This is a genomic window from Mycobacterium sp. 1081908.1 (genome assembly GCF_001673535.1).
Lineage (GTDB): Bacteria > Actinomycetota > Actinomycetes > Mycobacteriales > Mycobacteriaceae > Mycobacterium.
In genome coordinates, this window is record NZ_LZLY01000130.1 from 43,905 (window position 1) to 62,397 (window position 18,493).

At 71.8% G+C, this 18,493-nt stretch carries 7 protein-coding genes; 5 read left to right on the forward strand and 2 right to left on the reverse strand.

From position 1 onward, the window contains the following. The first annotated feature begins 4 nt into the window (after positions 1-4). Positions 5-12,595 (forward strand): non-ribosomal peptide synthetase, encoded by a 12,591-nt coding sequence (locus A5655_RS28015; RefSeq protein ID WP_231999228.1) that lies wholly within the window; start codon positions 5-7, stop codon positions 12,593-12,595. Between the two features lie 15 nt (positions 12,596-12,610). Here the strand turns inward: A5655_RS28015 and A5655_RS21350 are convergent, their stop codons facing one another. Both A5655_RS21350 and A5655_RS21355 read right to left on the reverse strand, forming a co-directional pair. Then, positions 12,611-13,285 carry an isoprenylcysteine carboxylmethyltransferase family protein gene (locus A5655_RS21350; RefSeq protein ID WP_067013474.1) on the reverse strand — a complete coding sequence of 225 codons (675 nt, stop codon included), beginning with the start codon at positions 13,283-13,285 and terminating at the stop codon, positions 12,611-12,613. Positions 13,286-13,467: 182 nt separating this feature from the next. Further along, complete coding sequence (locus A5655_RS21355; RefSeq protein ID WP_156764971.1) at positions 13,468-13,800, reverse strand: hypothetical protein; 333 nt, start codon at positions 13,798-13,800, stop codon at positions 13,468-13,470. A gap of 837 nt (positions 13,801-14,637) precedes the next feature. On the opposite strand from A5655_RS21355, the gene A5655_RS29300 reads away from it, so the two are divergent. From A5655_RS29300 to A5655_RS21375, 4 genes are all read left to right on the forward strand, one after another. Next, a complete protein-coding gene (locus A5655_RS29300) occupies positions 14,638-16,086 on the forward strand; it encodes a PE family protein (RefSeq protein WP_067013478.1) in 1,449 nt (482 codons plus the stop codon). A 61-nt stretch (positions 16,087-16,147) separates the two neighbouring features. Continuing rightward, entirely contained in the window at positions 16,148-17,308 is a 1,161-nt protein-coding gene (locus A5655_RS21365) for an 8-amino-7-oxononanoate synthase (RefSeq protein WP_067013480.1), read from the forward strand. Beyond that, positions 17,305-17,979: a dethiobiotin synthase gene (gene bioD, locus A5655_RS21370; protein ID WP_067013482.1), complete on the forward strand. Its 675-nt coding sequence runs from the start codon at positions 17,305-17,307 to the stop codon at positions 17,977-17,979. Before A5655_RS21365 ends, bioD begins: the two co-directional genes overlap by 4 nt. Further along, a complete protein-coding gene (locus A5655_RS21375; RefSeq protein ID WP_067013484.1) occupies positions 17,979-18,488 on the forward strand; it encodes a 2'-5' RNA ligase family protein in 510 nt (169 codons plus the stop codon). Before bioD ends, A5655_RS21375 begins: the two co-directional genes overlap by 1 nt. Positions 18,489-18,493: the final 5 nt, after the last annotated feature.

Genomic DNA, 18,493 nt, shown 5'->3' on the forward strand with positions numbered 1-18,493 from the left:
CGTATTGCCACTGACCCCCTTGCAGCAGGGGCTGTGGTTCCATGCCATCACCGCCGACGGCGGCGACGACGTCTATTCGGTGCAGCTGGAGATCGCGCTGAGCGGTCCGGTGGATCAGGACCGCCTGCGCGACGCGGTGCAGGCGGTGGTCACCCGCCACCCCAACCTGGCGGCCCGGTTCTCCGACAAGTTCGACCAGCCGGTGCAGATCATCCCGGCCGATCCTGTGGTGCCCTGGCGCTACGTCGACCTTCGCGGGGGCGGCCCGGACCTCGCCGAGCAGATCCAGCAGGTGTGCGTGGCCGAACGCGCCGCGGTCTGCAACCTCACCAACCAGCCGGCCTTCCGCGCCGCGCTCATCGGCACCGCCGAGGATCAGCACCGCCTGGTGCTCACCAATCACCACATCGTGCTGGACGGCTGGTCGCTACCGATCCTGGTCGGGGAGATATTCGCCAGCTATCACGGGCGGTGGCTGCCCGCGGCGGCGAAGTACCGCAGCTACGTGACGTGGCTGACCGGTCGCGACCTGGACGCCGCGCGCGAAGCCTGGCGCGAGGTGTTGGCCGGATTCGACACCCCCACCTTGGTGGCCCCGGCGGGCCGGTTGGGCCTGGGGCCGCGGGGCGTCGCGTCGTTCCGGGTGCCCGAGCAGACCACGCGGGCGGTCGGCGAGCTGGCACGCTCCAGCCACACCACCGTCAGCACCGTGGTGCAGTCCGCCTGGGCCCAGCTGCTGATGTGGCTGACCGGCCGGCCCGACGTCGCCTTCGGCACGACGGTGTCGGGCCGGCCGCCCGAGGTGCCCGGCGCGGACTCGATGGTGGGCCTGTTCATCAACACGGTGCCGGTGCGGGCCCGCATCACGGCGACCACCACCACCGCCGACCTGCTCGATCAGCTGCAGAACTCTTACAACCACACGATCGACCACCAGCACCTGGCGCTGAGCGAGCTGCACCGCATCACCGGCCAGGACCACCTGTTCGACACCATTTTCGTGTACGAGAACTACCCGCTCGACGCGGCCGCGCTGTCCGGCACCGACGGGCCGGCCATCACCGATTTCACCCACCGCGAGTACAACCACTACCCGCTCGCGGTCCAGGCCATGCCGGGCACCGAGATGGGTCTGCGGGTGGAATTCGACACTGGCGTGTTCGCCGCGGCCGACATCGAAACGCTGATCGAGCGGTTCAAGCGGGTGCTGGCGGCGATGACCGCCGATCCGAGGCGGCGGTTGTCGTCGATGGATGTCCTCGACGCCGCCGAGCACGCCCAGCTTCAGAGGTGGGGCAATCGCGCGGGGTTGACCCAGCCGGTCGGCGTGCCGGTGTCGATCCCGGTGCTGTTCGGCGCGCAGGTGGCGCGCACGCCGGAGGCGGTGGCGATCAGCGCGGGCGAGCGTTCGTGGACCTACCGCGAGGTCAAGCAGGCGGCCAACCGGCTGGCGCACTTGCTGGCCGACCAGGGCGTGGGTCCTGGGCAGCGGGTCGCGCTGTTGTTGCCGCGGTCGGCCGACGCCGTCGTCGCGATGCTGGCGGTGCTCAAAACCGGCGCGGCGTACGTGCCGATCGATCCGACGGTGCCGGCGGCCCGGATGGGGTTTGTGCTCGATGATGCCGAGCCGATCGCGGCGATCACGACCGTCGGCCTGGCGGATCGGCTGGACGGGCGCGATGTGGCGGTCATCGACATCAACGACCCCGCCATCGACGGTCAGCCCAGCACCCCGCTGCCGGCGCCCGCCCCGGACGACGTCGCCTACCTCATATACACGTCGGGCACCACCGGAACCCCCAAGGGCGTGGCGATCCCGCATCGCAACGTGACCCGGCTGCTGGACACGCTGGACGCCGACCTTGAGCTGGCGGGGCAGGTGTGGTCGCAGTGCCACTCGCTGGCTTTCGATTTTTCGGTGTGGGAGATCTGGGGGGCGCTGCTCTACGGCGGCCGGCTGGTGATCGTGCCCGATTCGGTGGTGCGCTCGCCGCAAGACCTGCACGCCTTGCTGGTGGCCGAAGAGGTCACCGTGTTGAGTCAGACCCCGTCGGCGTTTTATGCGTTGCAGACCGCCGACGCGGCGCAGCCCGAGCCGGAACCCCGCCTGAAGCTCGAGGCCGTGGTGTTCGGCGGCGAGGCGCTGGAACCGCACCGGCTGAAGAACTGGCTGGACAAACATCCCGGTTTGCCGCGGCTGATCAACATGTACGGCATCACCGAGACGACCGTGCACGCCTCGTTCCGGGAGATCGTCGCCGGCGACGTGGACACCCTGGCCAGCCCCATCGGGGTGCCGCTCGCCCATCTGGGATTTTTCGTGCTCGACGGGTGGCTGCGGCCGGTCCCGGCGGGCGTGGTGGGGGAGTTGTACGTGGCCGGTGCCGGGGTGGCGGACGGCTACGTCGGCCGGCCGGCGCTGAGCTCGACGCGGTTCGTGGCGTGCCCGTTCGGGGAGCCGGGACAGCGGATGTACCGCACCGGGGACCTGGTGTGGTGGGGCGCCGACGGGCAGCTGCGCTACGTGGGACGGGCCGACAAGCAGGTCAAGATCCGCGGCTATCGCATCGAACTCGGCGAAATCCAGGCGGCGCTGGGTGCGCTGGACGGCGTCAAGCAGGCCGCGGTGATCGCCCGCGAGGATCGCCCCGGGGACAAGCGCCTGGTGGGCTACGTCACCGGGCCCGCGGATCCGGCCTCGTTCGCGGCGTCGGCGCGTGCGGCGCTGGCCGAGCGGCTCCCGGCGTACATGGTGCCGGCCGCGGTGATGGTGATCGAGGCGCTGCCGCTGACGGTCAACGGCAAGCTCGACACCCGCGCCCTGCCGGCACCCGAATATCAGGACGGCGGCCACTACCGCGCCCCGACCAACGCCGTCGAGGAGCTGCTGGCCGGCATCTACGCGCAGGTTCTGGGCGTGGAGCCGCCGCGGCTGGTCGGGATCGACGATTCGTTCTTCGATCTCGGCGGGGATTCGCTGTCGGCCGTGCGCCTGATCGCCGCGGTGAACAGCGGCCTGGACGCCGGCCTCTCGGTGCGCACGTTGTTCGAGGCGCCCACCGTCGCCCAGCTGGCGACGCGCATCGGTGGGGACGAAGCCCGGTTGGAGCCCCTGGTGCCTTTCGCGGCCGTCGAGCGGCCCGCGGTGATTCCGCTGTCGTTCGCCCAGAGCCGGTTGTGGTTCATCGACCAGTTCCAGGGCCCCTCGACGATCTACAACATGGCGGTCGCGCTGCGGCTGCGCGGGCGGATGGATGCCTTCGATGAGGAAGCGCTGGGCGCGGCGCTGGCCGACGTGGTGGTCCGGCAGGAGAGCCTGCGCACCCTGTTCGCCGCGCGCGACGGCATACCGCGCCAGCTGATCGTGCCCCCCGACCGGGCCGACTTCGGCTGGGCCGTCGTCGACGCCGTCGGCTGGGCGGAAAGCCGGCTGGCCGAGGCCCTCGACGCCGTGGCCCATCACCGATTCGATCTGGCGGCCGAGATCCCCATGCGGGCAAGGCTTTTCCGGGTCGCCGACGATGACCACGTGCTGGTGGCCGTCGTGCACCACATCGCCGCCGACGGCGCGTCGATCGCCCCGCTGGTGCGGGATCTCGGGGTGGCCTACGCCAGCCGCAGGGTGGGGCAGGCCCCCGACTGGGCCGATCTGGCGGTGCAGTACGCCGACTACACGTTGTGGCAGCGCGCGCAGCTCGGGGATCTCAGCGACAGCGGCAGCCGCATCGCCGCGCAGTTGGCCTACTGGCAAGAGGCTCTCGCCGGGATGCCGGAGCACCTGCAACTGCCCACCGATCGGCCCTACCCGCCGGTCGCCGACTACCGCGGCGCGAGCGTGTCGGTGGACTGGCCCGCCGAGCTGCAGCGCCAGGTCGCCCGGGTGGCCCGGGAACACAACGCCACCAGCTTCATGGTGATGCAGGCCGCGATGGCCGTGCTGCTGGCCAAGCTCAGCGCGAGTTCCGATGTGTCCGTAGGGTTTCCGATCGCCGGGCGCGGGGACCCCGCGCTGGACGAGCTGGTGGGCTTCTTCGTCAACACCCTGGTGTTGCGGGTCGATCTGGCCGGTGACCCCAGCGTCGCCGAACTGCTCGCCCAGGTGCGGGCGCGCAGCCTGGCCGCATACGAGCACCAGGACGTGCCGTTCGAGGTGCTGGTGGAAAGGCTCAACCCGACCCGAAGCCTGACCCACCACCCGCTGGTCCAGGTGATGCTGGCCTGGCAGAGCGGGCAGGGTCAGGGCCCGACCGGCCCGGCGGCCGGCTTGGCCTTGGGCGGGTTGCAGGTCACGCCGTTGCCGCTGGACACCCGGACGGCCCGCACCGACCTGGCGTTCTCCCTGGGCGAGACGTGGACCGACGCCGGCGAGCCCGCCGGAATCGCCGGGGCGGTCGAATTCCGGACCGACGTGTTCGACGCCGCCAGCATCGAAACGCTGATCGAGCGACTCCAACGGGTGTTGGCCGCCATGACGGCGGATCCGTCGCGCCGGCTGTCGTCGGTGGATCTGCTCGACGAGGCCGAGCGCGCCTGCCTCGACGAGGTGGGCAACCGGGCGGTCCTGACGGCCCCCGCCCCGGCGGCGGTGTCGGTACCGGAGCTGTTCGCCGCGCGGGTGGCCCGGGCCCCCGAGGCGCCGGCGGTCACCTTCGAGGGCCGGTCGATCACCTACCGGGAACTCGACGACGCCGCTAACCGGTTCGCGCACTTGCTGTCCGGCCAAGGCGTCGGCCCCGGCGCCTGCGTGGCGTTGTTGCTGGAGCGGTCGGCCCAGGCCGTCGTGGCCATGCTGGCCGTGCTGAAGACCGGGGCGGCCTACCTGGCCATCGACCCGGCGCTGCCCGCGGCACGCGTCGACTTCATGCTGGACGACGCCGCGCCGGTCGCCGCGGTCACCACCGCCGCACTGGCCGACCGGCTGGACGGGCGGGACCTGACGGTCATCGACATCGACGACCCCGCCGTCGAAAACCAGCCCGCCACCGCGCCGCCGGCGCCGTCGGCCGACGACATCGCCTACCTGATCTACACCTCGGGCACCACCGGGACGCCCAAGGGTGTCGCCATCGCCCACCGCAACCTGGCCCACCTGGCGCCGTCGACACCCACATCGCTGCCCGCGACCCAGGTGTGGACGCAATGCCACTCCTATGCCTTCGACTTCTCGGTGTGGGAGATCTGGGCCGCGCTGCTCGGCGGCGCGCGGCTGGTGGTGGTGCCCCAGTGGGTCGTCGCCTCACCGGACGACTTCCACGACCTACTGGCCCGCGAACGGGTCAACGTGCTCACCCAGACGCCGTCGGCGGTGGCCGCCCTGTCCCCGCAGCGGCTGGAGGCGGAGGCGTTGCTACTCGGCGGCGAGGCGTGCTCGGCCGAGGTGGTGGACCAGTGGGCGCCCGGGCGGGTGGTGATCAACGCCTACGGCCCCACCGAGGCGACCGTCTACGCCTCGATGAGCGCGCCGTTGACGGCGGGCACCGGGGCGGCCCCGATCGGTGGACCGGTGTCGACGTCGGCGCTGTTCGTCCTGGACGAGTCGTTGCGGCGGGTGCCGGCCGGGGTGGTCGGGGAGTTGTACGTGGCCGGGCGGGGCGTGGGCGTCGGATACGTGGGGCGGACCGGGCTGACCGCGTCGCGCTTCGTGGCCTGCCCATTCGCCGGCGCGGACGCGCCCGGGACGCGCATGTACCGCACCGGCGACCTGGTGCGGTGGCGCGCCGACGGGCAGCTGCAATACCTGGGCCGCGCCGACGAGCAGGTCAAGATTCGCGGCTATCGCATCGAACCGGGCGAAGTCCGCGCCGCGCTGGCCGCGTTCGACGGCGTGGAGCACGCGGTGGTGGTCGCCCGCGAGGACCGTCCCGGCGACAAGCGCCTGGTGGGATACATCACCGGGACCGCGGATCCGGCCGCGGTGCGATCCGCGTTGGCCGACCGGCTGCCGGCCTACATGGTTCCCGCCGCGGTGGTGGGGTTGGACGCGCTGCCGTTGACGGTCAACGGCAAGCTCGACTCCCGTGCCCTGCCCGCGCCGGAATACGACGCCACCGATCGTTACCGCGCACCGACCACCCCGACCGAGGAGATCCTGGCCGGCATCTACGCCCAGGTGTTGGGCGTCGACCGGGTCGGGGTGGACGACTCGTTCTTCGACCTGGGTGGGGATTCGCTGTCGGCGATGCGTCTGGTCGCCGCGATCAACAGCGGCCTGGGCGCCGCCGTCGCGGTCCGCGCCGTGTTCGAGGCGCCCAGCGTGGCCCAGTTGGCGACGCGAATCCACGGCGGCGAGGGCGTGCTGGAGCCGTTGGTGGCCGCGGCGCGGCCCGCGGTGGTTCCGCTGTCCTTCGCCCAGAACCGGTTGTGGTTCATCGACCAGTTGCAGGGCCCGTCGCCGGTGTACAACCTGGCGGTCGCGCTGCGGCTGCGCGGGCCGCTGGACGCCGACGCGTTCTGCGCGGCGCTGGCCGACGTGGTGGGCCGCCACGAAAGCCTGCGCACGCTGTTCACCGCCCCCGACGGAATACCGCAACAGCTGGTGCTGGCCGCCGAGCGGGCCGACTTCGGTTGGGACGTGGTCGACGCGGCCGCGTGGTCGCCGGGCCGGTTGCAGGAGGCCATCGAGGAGACCGCGCGGCACAGCTTTGATCTCGCCGCCGAGATCCCTTTGCGGTCAAAGCTTTTCCGCGTCGCCGACGACGAACACGTGCTGGTGGCCGTGGTGCATCACATTGCCGCCGACGGGCTGTCGATCCCCCCGCTGGTGCGTGACATCGCCGTGGCCTACGCCAGCCGCTGCGTGGCGCAGGCCCCCGGCTGGACGCCGTTGCCGGTGCAGTACATCGACTACACGCTGTGGCAGCGCGCGCAGTTCGGCGATCTGACGGATCCCGACAGCCCGATCGCCGCGCAGCTGGAGTACTGGCAGCACGCCCTGGCGGGGATGCCCGAGCGGCTCGGCTTGCCCACCGACCGGCCCTACCCCCCGGTCGCCGACCAACGGGGCGCCAGCGTCGCGGTGCATCTGCCCGTCGAGTTGCAGCGGCAGGTCGTGCGGGTGGCCCGCGAACACAACGCGACCAATTTCATGGTGATGCAGGCGGCGCTGGCGGTGCTGCTGGCCAAGCTCAGCGCGAGTTCCGATGTGGCGGTGGGGTTCCCGATCGGCGGGCGCCGCGACCCCGCGCTGGACGAGTTGGTCGGTTTCTTCGTCAACACGCTGGTGCTGCGCGTGGATGTGACCGGCGACCCCAGCGTCGCCGAGCTGCTCGCCCAGGTGCGGGCGCGCAGCCTGGCCGCCTATGAGCACCAGGACGTGCCGTTCGAAGTGGTCGTCGAGCGGCTGAACCCCACCCGATCGCTCACCCACCACCCGCTCGTGCAGGTGATCCTGGCCTGGCGGACGCTGCACGACACCACCGGCGACCCCACCGCCCGGTTCGCGTCGGGGGAGCTCGAGCTCACCCAGATGCCGGTGGACACCGGCACCGCCCGCATGGACCTGGCGTTTGCGCTGGAGGAGCACGTGGACGCCGACGGCGAGCCGGCCGGCATCGGCGGGGTGGTGGAATTTCGCACCGACGTGTTCGACGCGGCCACCATCGAAACGCTGATCGAGCGTTTGCAGCGCGTGCTGGTCGAGATGACCGCCGACCCGACCCGGCGGCTGTCGTCGATCGGCGTGCTCGACGACGTCGAGCGCACCCGGTTGGCGGATTGGGGCAACCGGGCGGCGCTGACCGAGCCGGTCGGCCCGCCGGTGTCGATTCCGGACCTGTTCGCCGCGCAGGTGGCGCGGGTGCCGGACGCCGCAGCGGTGACCTGCGAGGGCCGCTCGATGACCTATCGCGAGCTCGACGAGGCGGCCAACCGGCTGGCGCGCCGGCTGACTGGCGGGGGCGTCGGCCCGGGTCGGCGCGTGGCGCTGCTGCTTCCCCGCTCGGCCGAGGCCATCGTCGCGATCCTCGCGGTCGTCAAGACCGGGGCGGCGTACGTGCCGATCGACCCGGCGGTGCCCGAGGCGCGGATGCAGTTCGTGCTCGGCGACGCGGCGCCGCTCGCCGCGATCACCACCGCGGAGTACCGCCCCCGGCTGGCCGGACGCGATCTGCTGATCGTCGACGTCGACGACGCCGACGACCCCGCCGTCGACACCCGCCTCGGCACCGCACGGTCGGTGGCTTGCCCGGACGACGTCGCCTACATCATCTACACCTCGGGCACGACCGGAACGCCGAAGGGCGTGGCCGTCCCGCACAGCAACGTGACCCGGCTGCTTGCGACGCTGGCCGGCAACATGGAGCTCGAGGGCCGGGTGTGGACGCAGTGCCACTCGTTGGCGTTCGACTTCTCGGTGTGGGAGATCTGGGGCGCGCTGCTGTACGGCGGGCGCGTGGTGGTGGCGCCGGACTCGGTGGTGCGCTCGCCCGAGGAGCTGCACGCGCTGCTGGTGGCCGAACGGGTCAGTGTCCTGAGCCAGACCCCGTCGGCGTTCTATGCCCTGCAGGCCGCCGACGCGTTGCAGCCCGAGCTGGGGTCCCGGTTGGAGCTGGAGGCCGTGGTGTTCGGCGGCGAAGCGCTCGAACCGCAGCGCCTGCGCGCGTGGCTGGACGCTCACCCTGCCCGGCCCCGGCTGATCAACATGTACGGCATCACCGAGACGACGGTGCACGCCTCGTTCCGGGAGATCGTCGCCAGCGACGTCGACACCGCCGTGAGCCCCATCGGGGTGCCGCTGGCCCACCTCGGTTTCTTCGTGCTCGACGGGTCGCTGCAGCCCGTGCCCCCCGGGGTGGTCGGCGAGTTGTACGTCGCCGGCGCCGGGTTGGCGCACGGGTACATCGGCCGCGCGGGTCTGACGGGGACGCGGTTCGTCGCGTGCCCGTTCGTCAGCGCGGGAGCGCTGGGACAAAGGATGTATCGCACCGGGGACCTGATGTCCTGGGGCGCCGACGGGCAGCTGCGCTACATGGGCCGCGCCGACGAGCAGGTCAAGATCCGCGGCTATCGCATCGAGCTGGGCGAGGTCCAGGCGACGTTGAACGGCCTGGACGGGGTCGAGCAGGCGGTGGTGATCGCCCGCGAGGACCGCCCCGGCGACAAACGCCTGGTGGGATACGTGACCGGACCGGTGGACCTGGCCGAGGTGCGCGCCGCGCTGGCCGACCGGCTGCCGGCCTACATGGTGCCGTCCGCGGTGGTGGCGTTGGACGCGCTGCCGCTGACGGTCAACGGCAAGCTCGACACCCGCGCCCTGCCGGCGCCGGAGTATCAGGACGTCGACCACTACCGCGCCCCCGCCGACGCGGTCGAGGAGATCCTGGCCGGCATCTATGCACAGGTGCTGGGGCTGGAGCGCGTCGGCGTCGAGGAGTCGTTCTTCGAGCTCGGCGGGGATAGCATCCTGTCGATGCAGGTGGTGGCGCGGGCGCGCGCCGCCGGCGTGGTGTGCCGGCCCCGCGACATCTTCGTCGAGCAAACGGTGGCGAAGCTCGCCCGGGTGGCCGGGGTGGTCGCCGACGACGCCGAGGTGATCGACGAGGGCGTCGGCGCGGTGGTGGCCACCCCGATCATGCGCTGGCTGCGCAGTGTCGACGGTCCGGTGACGGAGTTCAACCAGACGGTGCTGGTGCAGGCCCCGGTCGGGGTCACCTCGTCCGACGTGGTCGCGGTGCTGCAGGCCCTGCTCGATCGGCACGCGATGTTGCGGCTGCGCGTCGACGACGACGGCGCCGACGGGTGGTCCGTCACGGTGCCCGAACCCGGTTCGGTCGACGCGCGCGGGTGCCTGCAAACGGTGGACGTGCTGTCCGACGACGCGGTGGTGGCGGCGCGGTCGCGGTTGGACCCGGCCGCCGGGGTGATGGTGAGCGCGCTGTGGGCGGCGCCCACCGGCCAGTTGCTGTTGATCGTTCACCACCTGGCGGTCGACGGGGTGTCGTGGCGGATCCTGCTCGAGGACCTCAACCTCGCGTGGGCCCAGCACCGCGGCGGGCAGCAGGTGGTGTTGCCGGCGCCGAGGACGTCGTTCGCCCGGTGGGCCGCGCTGCTGGCCGAATACGCGCGCCGGCCCGAGGTGGTGGCGCAGGCGCCCGCGTGGCGGCAGATCGCCGCGTTGCCCGCGCAGCTTCCGGCGGTGCAGCCGGCGGTGGATACCTATGCGACCGCCGGGAACCTGTCGGTGGAGCTGGACGCCGAGACCACCCGGATGCTGCTCGGTGAGGTGCCGGCGGCGTTCCACGCCGGGATCCACGAGATCCTGCTGATCGCATTCGCTTTGGCGTGCGCCGAGTTCTTGGGGACCGGCGCGACGCCGGTCGTGATCGACTCGGAGGGCCACGGGCGCCAGGAGGAGCTGGACCCCCATGTCGACCTGTCGCGCACGGTGGGCTGGTTCACCACCAAGTACCCGGTGGCGCTCGCGGTGGGCGGGCTGGACTGGGCGCAGGTGCTGGCCGGCGACGCGGGGCTGGGGGCGGTCATCAAGGACGCCAAAGAGCAGCTTCGGGCGTTGCCGGACGGTCTCACCTACGGGGTGCTGCGCTACCTGAACAGCGACGTCGACCTGGAGGGGGCCGACCCGACGATCGGGTTCAACTACCTGGGCCGGCTGGGCGCCGCGGCGACCGAGGTGTCCGGCGACATCTGGGAGATCCGCCAGGACGGCTGGTCGGTGACCGGCGTTGCCGCGGCGACCCCGATGCCGCTGATGCACACCGTGGAGCTCAACGCCGGCACGCTGGACGCCGCGACCGGTCCGCGCCTGCGTGCGGGCTGGACGTGGGCGCCCTCGGCCCTGGATCAGGCGCAGGTCAGCCGCCTGAGCCGGTTGTGGTTCGACGCGCTGGCCGGAATCTGCGCGCACGTGCGCGGCGGCGGGGGCGGGTTGACGCCGTCGGACATCGCGCCCGCGCGGCTGAGCCAGCTGCAGATCGACGAGCTCGCGCGGCAATACCGCATCGCCGACGTGCTGCCCCTGACCCCCCTGCAGCAGGGGCTGCTGTTTCATGCCAGCACCGCCCAGGGCGGCGACGACGTGTACGCGGTGCAGCTCGATGTCACGTTGAGCGGCCGGCTCGACCAGCACCGCCTGCGTGACGCCGTGCACACGGTCGTCGCCCGCCACCCCAACCTGGCGGCCCGCTTCAGCGCCCGGTTCGACCAGCCGGTGCAGATCATCCCCGCCGATCCCGTGGTGCCCTGGCGCTATCTCGACCTCAGCGGCGGCGACGCCGATCTCGACGAACAGATCCAGCAGGTCTGCGCCGCCGAACGCGCCGCGGTCTACGACCTGGCCGACCATCCGGCCCTGCGGGTCGCGTTGATCCGCACCGCGGACGACCGGCACCGGTTTGTGCTGTCGAACCACCACATCGTGCTCGACGGCTGGTCGCTGCCGATCCTGCTGGGCGAATTGTTCGCCAGCTACTACGGGCAGCGGCTGCCCGCGGCGGGGTCGTATCGCAGGTTTGTGTCCTGGCTGGCCGGCCGTGACCTCGAGGGCGCCCGCGCGGTCTGGCGGGATATGTTCGCCGGCTTCGCCGCGCCCACCCTGGTCGGGCCGCCCGATTGGTTCGGGCTGGGCCGGCGCGGCGTCGCGTCGTTCCGGGTGCCCGAACAGACCACGCGGGCGCTGGGCGAGTTGGCGCGCTCGCGCCACACCACCGTGAGCACCGTCCTGCAGGCCGCCTGGGCGCAGCTGCTGATGTGGCTGACCGGCCAGCGCGACGTCGCCTTCGGCGCCGTGGTTTCGGGGCGACCGGCCGAGGTGCCGGGCGCGGACTCGATGGTGGGCCTGTTCATCAACACGGTGCCGGTGCGGGCGACCGTCACGGGGGAGACGACCGCCGCCGACCTGCTCGATCAACTGCAGGACGACCACAACCGCACGCTGGACCACCAGCACCTCGCGCTGAGCGAGGTGCACCGCGTCACCGGCCACGGACGGCTCTTCGACACCGTTTTCGTGTACGAGAACTACCCGGCCGACGCCGCCGCGTTGGCGGGGACCGACGGGCTGGCCGTCACCGAGATCAGCAACCGCGACTACTACCACTACCCGCTCACGGTCCAAGCGGTGCCGGGCCGCGAGTTGGAGCTGCACGTCCAATTCCGCGCCGACGTTTTCGACCCGGCCGACATCGAGGCGCTGATCGAGCGGTTCCAGGAGACGCTGGTCGCCATGACCGCCGACCCGGCGCGACCGCTGTCGTCGGTCGACGTGCAAGACGAGGGCAAGCACGCGCGCCCGGAGCGGTCGGGCCGCCACGCGCAGCTGGCCCAGCCGGCGGTCGCGGTTCCCGAGCACCATCACAACGGCGAGGGCCACCACGCCCCGACCAGCCTGGTCGAGCAGATCCTGACCGGCATCTACACGCAGGTGCTGGGCGTGGACCGGGTCGGCGTCGACGATTCGTTCTTCGACCTCGGCGGGGACTCCCTTGCCGCGATGCGAGCCACCGCCACGATCAACACGGCCCTCGATGCCAACCTCGACGTAACCGCCCTATTCGAGGCCCCGTCCGTCAGGCGCTTGAGCCAGCGGTTGGGCGGACATGCCCGCTCGGTGGAAGAAGTTCCGGTCATCCCGGATCTCTAGTACCACGCGCGGCTGCTACCACATCGACGGCACGAGGCGATAGCGAACCTTCTGCGTGTATTCGCGGTAGCCGTCCAGCTCTTTTTGGAGGAGCTTCTCCTCGTCGCCGATGCGCCAGGCCAGCACGAGCAGGCCGGGCACGACGAAAATCAGTCCCCAGTAAGAACCGAGCGCCAGGGGGATGCCGACCATCATGATCACGTTGCCGGTGTACATCGGGTGCCGCACCATCCCGTACAGGCCGCTGGAGACGACCTTTTGGTCCGCCTGAACCTGGACGGTCGCCGAGGCGTAGCTGTTCTGAATGATCACCATCGCCACCACACCCAGTCCGATGGCGACCAGAACGTCTCCGACCACGCAAACCGCCGTCGGCACGGGCGACCAGCCGAAGCGATGGTCAAGGGCGCTGACCACGACCATCGCCGCCAGCGACGCGTACAAGCCGGCGATGATGACCCGCTGCGCCATCCGGCCCTCGGCCGCCGGCCCGCCACGCATCCGGGCCTCGAGGGCGGCCGGGTTCATCCGCAGCAAGTACACGGCGGGGATCCAGGCCGAGATGCCGACCACCACCAGAAAAACCCACGCCTGCCAGTAATTGAATGTGCCCGCCGGGAAAAACAGCATCGCGCCGAAGACGACAAACTCGATAACAGCGAAGACCAGCATCTTAGGAATGGTTTTCACCCATCCTCCTTCGTCCGTCCGTACGGCACGCCGATAGCGCGGCCTTCGCGCCGGCGGGCACGCCGGCGGCACAGACTGAAACTACCGTCGCCTACCCGGCGGATGTGCGCGAATGTGGCATTGCCTCGAATGCACCGGCGGGTCAACCCGCCGGTGCGCCGTCAATGCGTGACGGAGAAGGCTTACGGGCGGAAGTGCTCGCCTGGAAGTGACGACCCGCCGGCGGGCATCCGCGCCACCGGAAGCAAGGCGAAATCCGTCTTCGGCGGCATTACGGGCGCGCATTCCCGGGGTGCGTCGTGGCATGAGCCGCCGCGGCGCAGGTGCTCGATCGCCGCGATCACCTGGCGGCCCACCGACATCTGGTACTCGCGCAGGTATTGCACCCGGCGCGGGTCATCCTCCGCCAGGTGGTGGGTGAGCGGATGCTGCGTCTTCCAAACCGCGTCCTGCGCCGCTTCCCCCACGGCTACCAGGAAGTCGTCCTCGTTCATGCTCCCCCGATCGCGCGCCACTCATCCAGTATCGGTAATTCTCCATCTGAAAGCGGGGTTTAGCAATTTTTGTCCCGGCATTTCGCTATTAAACATCCGTCTAGTGAGAATGGATCCAGTAAATTATTTTCGCGATGACAACTATCGCCCGAAAATTGGGGCGCGTCCGGACGTTACGAACTGATCGCCCTGCATAACATGGCATCTGGTACCGACCCGGGCGGACCGAAGGCTCGGTGGTACGAGTCCCTGGGCGCGGGGAGGGCAAATTCCTTTTGGGGGACGCCAAATTGCCTACGACGCAAATTACGATTTTCAGTTAGTTTGCCCGCGCCGGCGCCGGCCGGCCAGGCCAATTCGACCTCACCAGCCCGAACCGCGGGTGGCGAGACGGGCGCGGCGGGGCGGGAGAAATAGCGGGCGCACGTAGCTCCGCAGCGCCGGCGGACCCGCCGCGGCGGGTCCGGCCGTGGCTGGCGGAGGCAATGCCGCGGCACCGGCCTCCGCCGGAACGTGGGTAAGCGATGCCTTAGCCCCGGCGCTAAAGATACGCAAAGTCGGGAATGTCGCACCTAATCGTGATTTAGGATGGATTGCGGCGGAATCCTATGAATGACGTTATGCGTGCCGATCGTGACCGGTGTCGGCAACAGTGACCGCGGTGAGGTGGCGAGAGCGGGCGCCAGGGACGCCGGATGAGCGCCGTTCCCGGCCTGCCGTCGCGGGCGTGAAACGCGATGGACCAAATCTCGTGAAACGTTGTAAGGCACGTGTACAACGGGATACGTTTCCTTGGTCAGTGGATTGTGATCGTCGCGTGGAGGCCTGCGAGCCCGAGGCGGTCTTCGGAGGTCAGCGATGTCGTACCTGATCGCAGCGCCGGATGCGCTCGCGGCGGCGGCGGCGAAGGTGGCGGGTATCGGCTCGTCGATCAGCGCCGCCAACGCGGCAGCGGCGGCCCCCACCACCGGTGTGGTCGCGGCGGCCGGCGACGAGGTCTCGGCGGCGATCGCGTCGGTGTTTTCCGACGCCGCGAAGGAGTTCCAGGCGCTCAGCGCCCAAGTGGCGGGGTTCAACGCCCAGTTCGCCCAGCTCTTGACTGGGTCGGGGGGCGCGTATGCGGCCGCCGAGGCTACCAACGCGGCCGGCATCTCGCCTTACTCGATTTTCGCGCCGATCTGGAATGCGGTGGCGGAGGCCTCCGGCCCGGCGCCGCCGCCCAGGACCGATGTCCTGGCGACCGTGATGTACGAGTTGAACCAGACCAGCCAGCAGCTGGTCGGGGCCCCGCTCTTTTTCGATGGCGCCGATGGGACGCAGGCCAGCCCCAATGGCCAGAATGCCGGCTTGTTGCTCGGCAACGGCGGCAAGGGCTGGGATTCCACCATCGCCGGTGTGGCCGGCGGTAACGGCGGGCAGGCCGCGATCTTCGGCAACGGCGGCGCCGGCGGCCTGGGCGGCGCCGGCGCGGCCGGCGGCAACGGCGGGGCCGCCATCTGGGGAGGCAACGGCGGGGCCGGCGGGGCCGGCGGGGCCTCCCTCACCTCCGGCATCAACGGTGGTAACGGCGGGACCGGCGGCCCCGGTGGATTCTTGTCGGGCGTCGGCGGCGTCGGCGGGGCCGGCGGCAACGCGACCGACGCGACCGGCGGCACCGGCGGGGCCGGCGGCAACACGGGCTTCCTCGGCGGAGCCGAATTGGGCGTCGGCGTTCCGCAAGGCGGCACCGGCGGGGCCGGCGGCCTGAGCCTCACCGGCCAGGGCGGCGACGGTGGTGCCGGCGGGGCCGGCTTCGCGTTGGGCGGCACCGGCGGGGCCGGCGGGCAGGGCGCCACCGGCGGCAACGGCGGCGCGGGCGGTGTCGCGTTCAACCTGGGCTGGGGAACCGCCATCGGTGGGACCGGCGGCGAGGGTGGCATCGGCACGGTTGGCGCCGGGGGCAACGGCGGCCACGGCGGCGGCGCGATCATGGGGCCCTACAACTTCACCGTTGACACCTTCAACGGCCTGGCGATATACCCGCCCGACTGGGGTACCGCCACCGGCGGGGCCGGCGGCACCGGCGGCTTCGGCGTCACGGTCGGCGGCACCGGCGGCACCGGCGGCACCGCTCAGAACTACTTGGCGACGGGACATTCCATCGGCGGCACCGGCGGCACCGGCGGCGGCGGCGCCACCGGCGGCAACGGCGGCAACGGCGGCAACGTCTTCTCGATCACTCCGGGCAACACCACCGTCGGGACCGGCGGCGCGTCCGGCGGGACCGGCGGGACTCCCGGCAACCCCGGGCAGGTCATCACACCGTAGCGAGGGCCGCCGAGGAGGCTCGGCGATCGCCGGGGCCGCCCGCCTCGTAGGCTGAACGCCCATGAACGCCTTCCCGCGGGCACCGATCGAGACGTCGCCGCTGGCCTGGCTGGACGCGGTGGAGAAGCAGCGCCGCGCGGCCGGCCTGCGTCGCTCGCTGCGCCCGCGTCCCGCGGTCACCACCGAGCTGGACCTGGCCTCCAACGACTACCTCGGGCTGTCCCAGCACCCCGACGTGATCGAGGGCGGCGTTGCGGCGCTGCGCATGTGGGGCGCCGGGGCCACCGGCTCCCGCCTGGTCACCGGCGACACCGAGCTGCACCAGGAATTCGAGTCCGAGCTCGCCGAGTTCGTCGGCGCCGCGTCGGGCCTGCTGTTCTCCTCCGGATACACCGCCAACCTGGGCGCCGTCGTCGGCCTGTCCGGCCCCGGTTCGCTGCTGGTGTCCGACGCGCTGTCGCACGCCTCGCTGGTGGACGCGTGCCGGCTGTCCCGCGCCCGGGTGCGGGTGACGCCGCACCGCGACGTGGCGGCCGTGGACGCGGCCCTGGCTTCCCGCGACGAGGAGCGCGCCGTCGTCGTCACCGACTCCGTCTTCAGCGCCGACGGCTCGCTGGCGCCCGTACGCGAATTGCACGAGGCGTGCCACCGTCACCGCGCGCTGCTCATCGTCGACGAGGCGCACGGCCTCGGGGTCCGCGGCGGCGGGCGCGGGCTGCTGCACGAGCTCGGGCTCGCGGGCGCGCCCGACATCGTGATGACCACGACGCTGTCCAAGGCGCTCGGCAGTCAGGGCGGGGCGGTGCTCGGGCCGGCGCCGGTGCGCGCCCACCTGATCGACGCGGCACGGCCCTTCATCTTCGACACCGGCCTGGCGCCGGCCGCGGTGGGCGCCGCGCGGGCCGCGCTGCGCGTGCTGCAGGCCGAGGCGTGGCGGCCGGGCGCGGTGCTCGAGCACGCCCGGTTCCTGGCCGAGACCTGCGACGTGCCGGAAGACCCGCAGTCGGCGGTGGTGTCGGTGATCCTGGGCGATCCGGAGGTGGCGCTGGCCGCCGCGACCGCCTGCCTGGACGCCGGCGTCAAGGTGGGCTGCTTCCGGCCCCCCACCGTGCCGGCCGGGACGTCGCGGCTGCGGCTGTCCGCGCGCGCGTCGCTGGACGACGACGACCTCGAGATCGCCCGCCGGGTGCTGACGGACGTGCTCGCCGTGACGCGCCGTTGACCGTTCTGGTCGTCACCGGCACCGGCACGGGGGTCGGCAAGACGGTCGTCACCGCGGCGCTGGCCTGCCACGCCCGTCAGGCCGGCATCGACGTGGCCGTGTGCAAACCGGTCCAGACCGGCACCGAGGCCGGCGACGACGACCTCGCCGAGGTGGGCCGGCTGTCCGGGGTGACCGAACTCGTCGGCCTGGCGCGGTATCCGCTGCCGCTGGCCCCGGCGGCCGCCGCGGAGCGGGCCGGGACGCCGCTGCCCGCCGGCGAGCGGGTGTTGCGGCTCATCCGCGACCTGGACCGCCCGGGCCGGCTGACGCTGGTCGAGGGCGCGGGCGGCCTGCTGGTCGAACTCGCCGGCGGCGGCGTCACGCTGCGCGACCTCGCCGTCGGGCTGGGCGCGGCGGCGCTGGTCGTGGTGGGCGCGGAGCTGGGCACCCTCAACCACACCGCATTGACATTGGAAGCCCTTGCGACGCATGGTGTTTCGTGTGCCGGGCTGGTCATCGGCAGCTGGCCGGCGAGGCCCGGCCTGGCGGAGACATCGAACCGGTCGGCGTTGGAAGACCTGGCCCCGGTGCGGGCCGCGCTGCCCGCCGGCGCGGCAGGCGCTCCCGACTTCGCGGCCATCAGCGCCGGGGCTTTCGACCGCGACTGGGTGACCGCGCTGGTGCGCTGATGGTCCATTCCATCGAGCTGGTCTTCGACCCCGACACCGAGGCGGCGATACGCCAGCTGTGGGCGGGTCTGGCCGGCGCCGGCATTCCCAGCCAGGCGCCGGCCGGCCGGCCGCACGTGACGCTGGCCGTCGCCGAACGCATCGACCCGGGGGTGGACGAGCTGCTCGGGCCGGTCGCCCGGCGGCTGCCGCTGGCCGCCGCGATCGGCGCGCCGGTGCTGTTCGGGCGGGCGAACGTCGTCTTGGCCCGTCTCATCGTGCCGACGGCCGAGCTGCTGGCCCTGCACACCGAGGTGCACCGGCTGTGCGGTCCGCACCTGACGCCGGCGCCGATGGCCAACAGCCTGCCCGGTCAGTGGACCGGGCACGTGACGCTGGCCCGCCGGGTGGGTGGACCGCAGCTCGGGCGGGCGTTGCGCATCGCGGGCAAGCCCGCGCAGATCGACGGCCGATTCGCGGGATTGCGCCGCTGGGACGGCAACAAAAAGGCCGAGCACCCGATCGGCTGACGTCA

Coding starts and splice junctions, on each gene's coding strand:
- A5655_RS29300 (WP_067013478.1), top strand. CDS start 14,638: ATGTCGTACCTGATCGCAGCGCCGGATGCGCTCGCGGCGGCGGCGGCG.
- A5655_RS21365 (WP_067013480.1), top strand. CDS start 16,148: ATGAACGCCTTCCCGCGGGCACCGATCGAGACGTCGCCGCTGGCCTGG.
- A5655_RS21375 (WP_067013484.1), top strand. CDS start 17,979: ATGGTCCATTCCATCGAGCTGGTCTTCGACCCCGACACCGAGGCGGCG.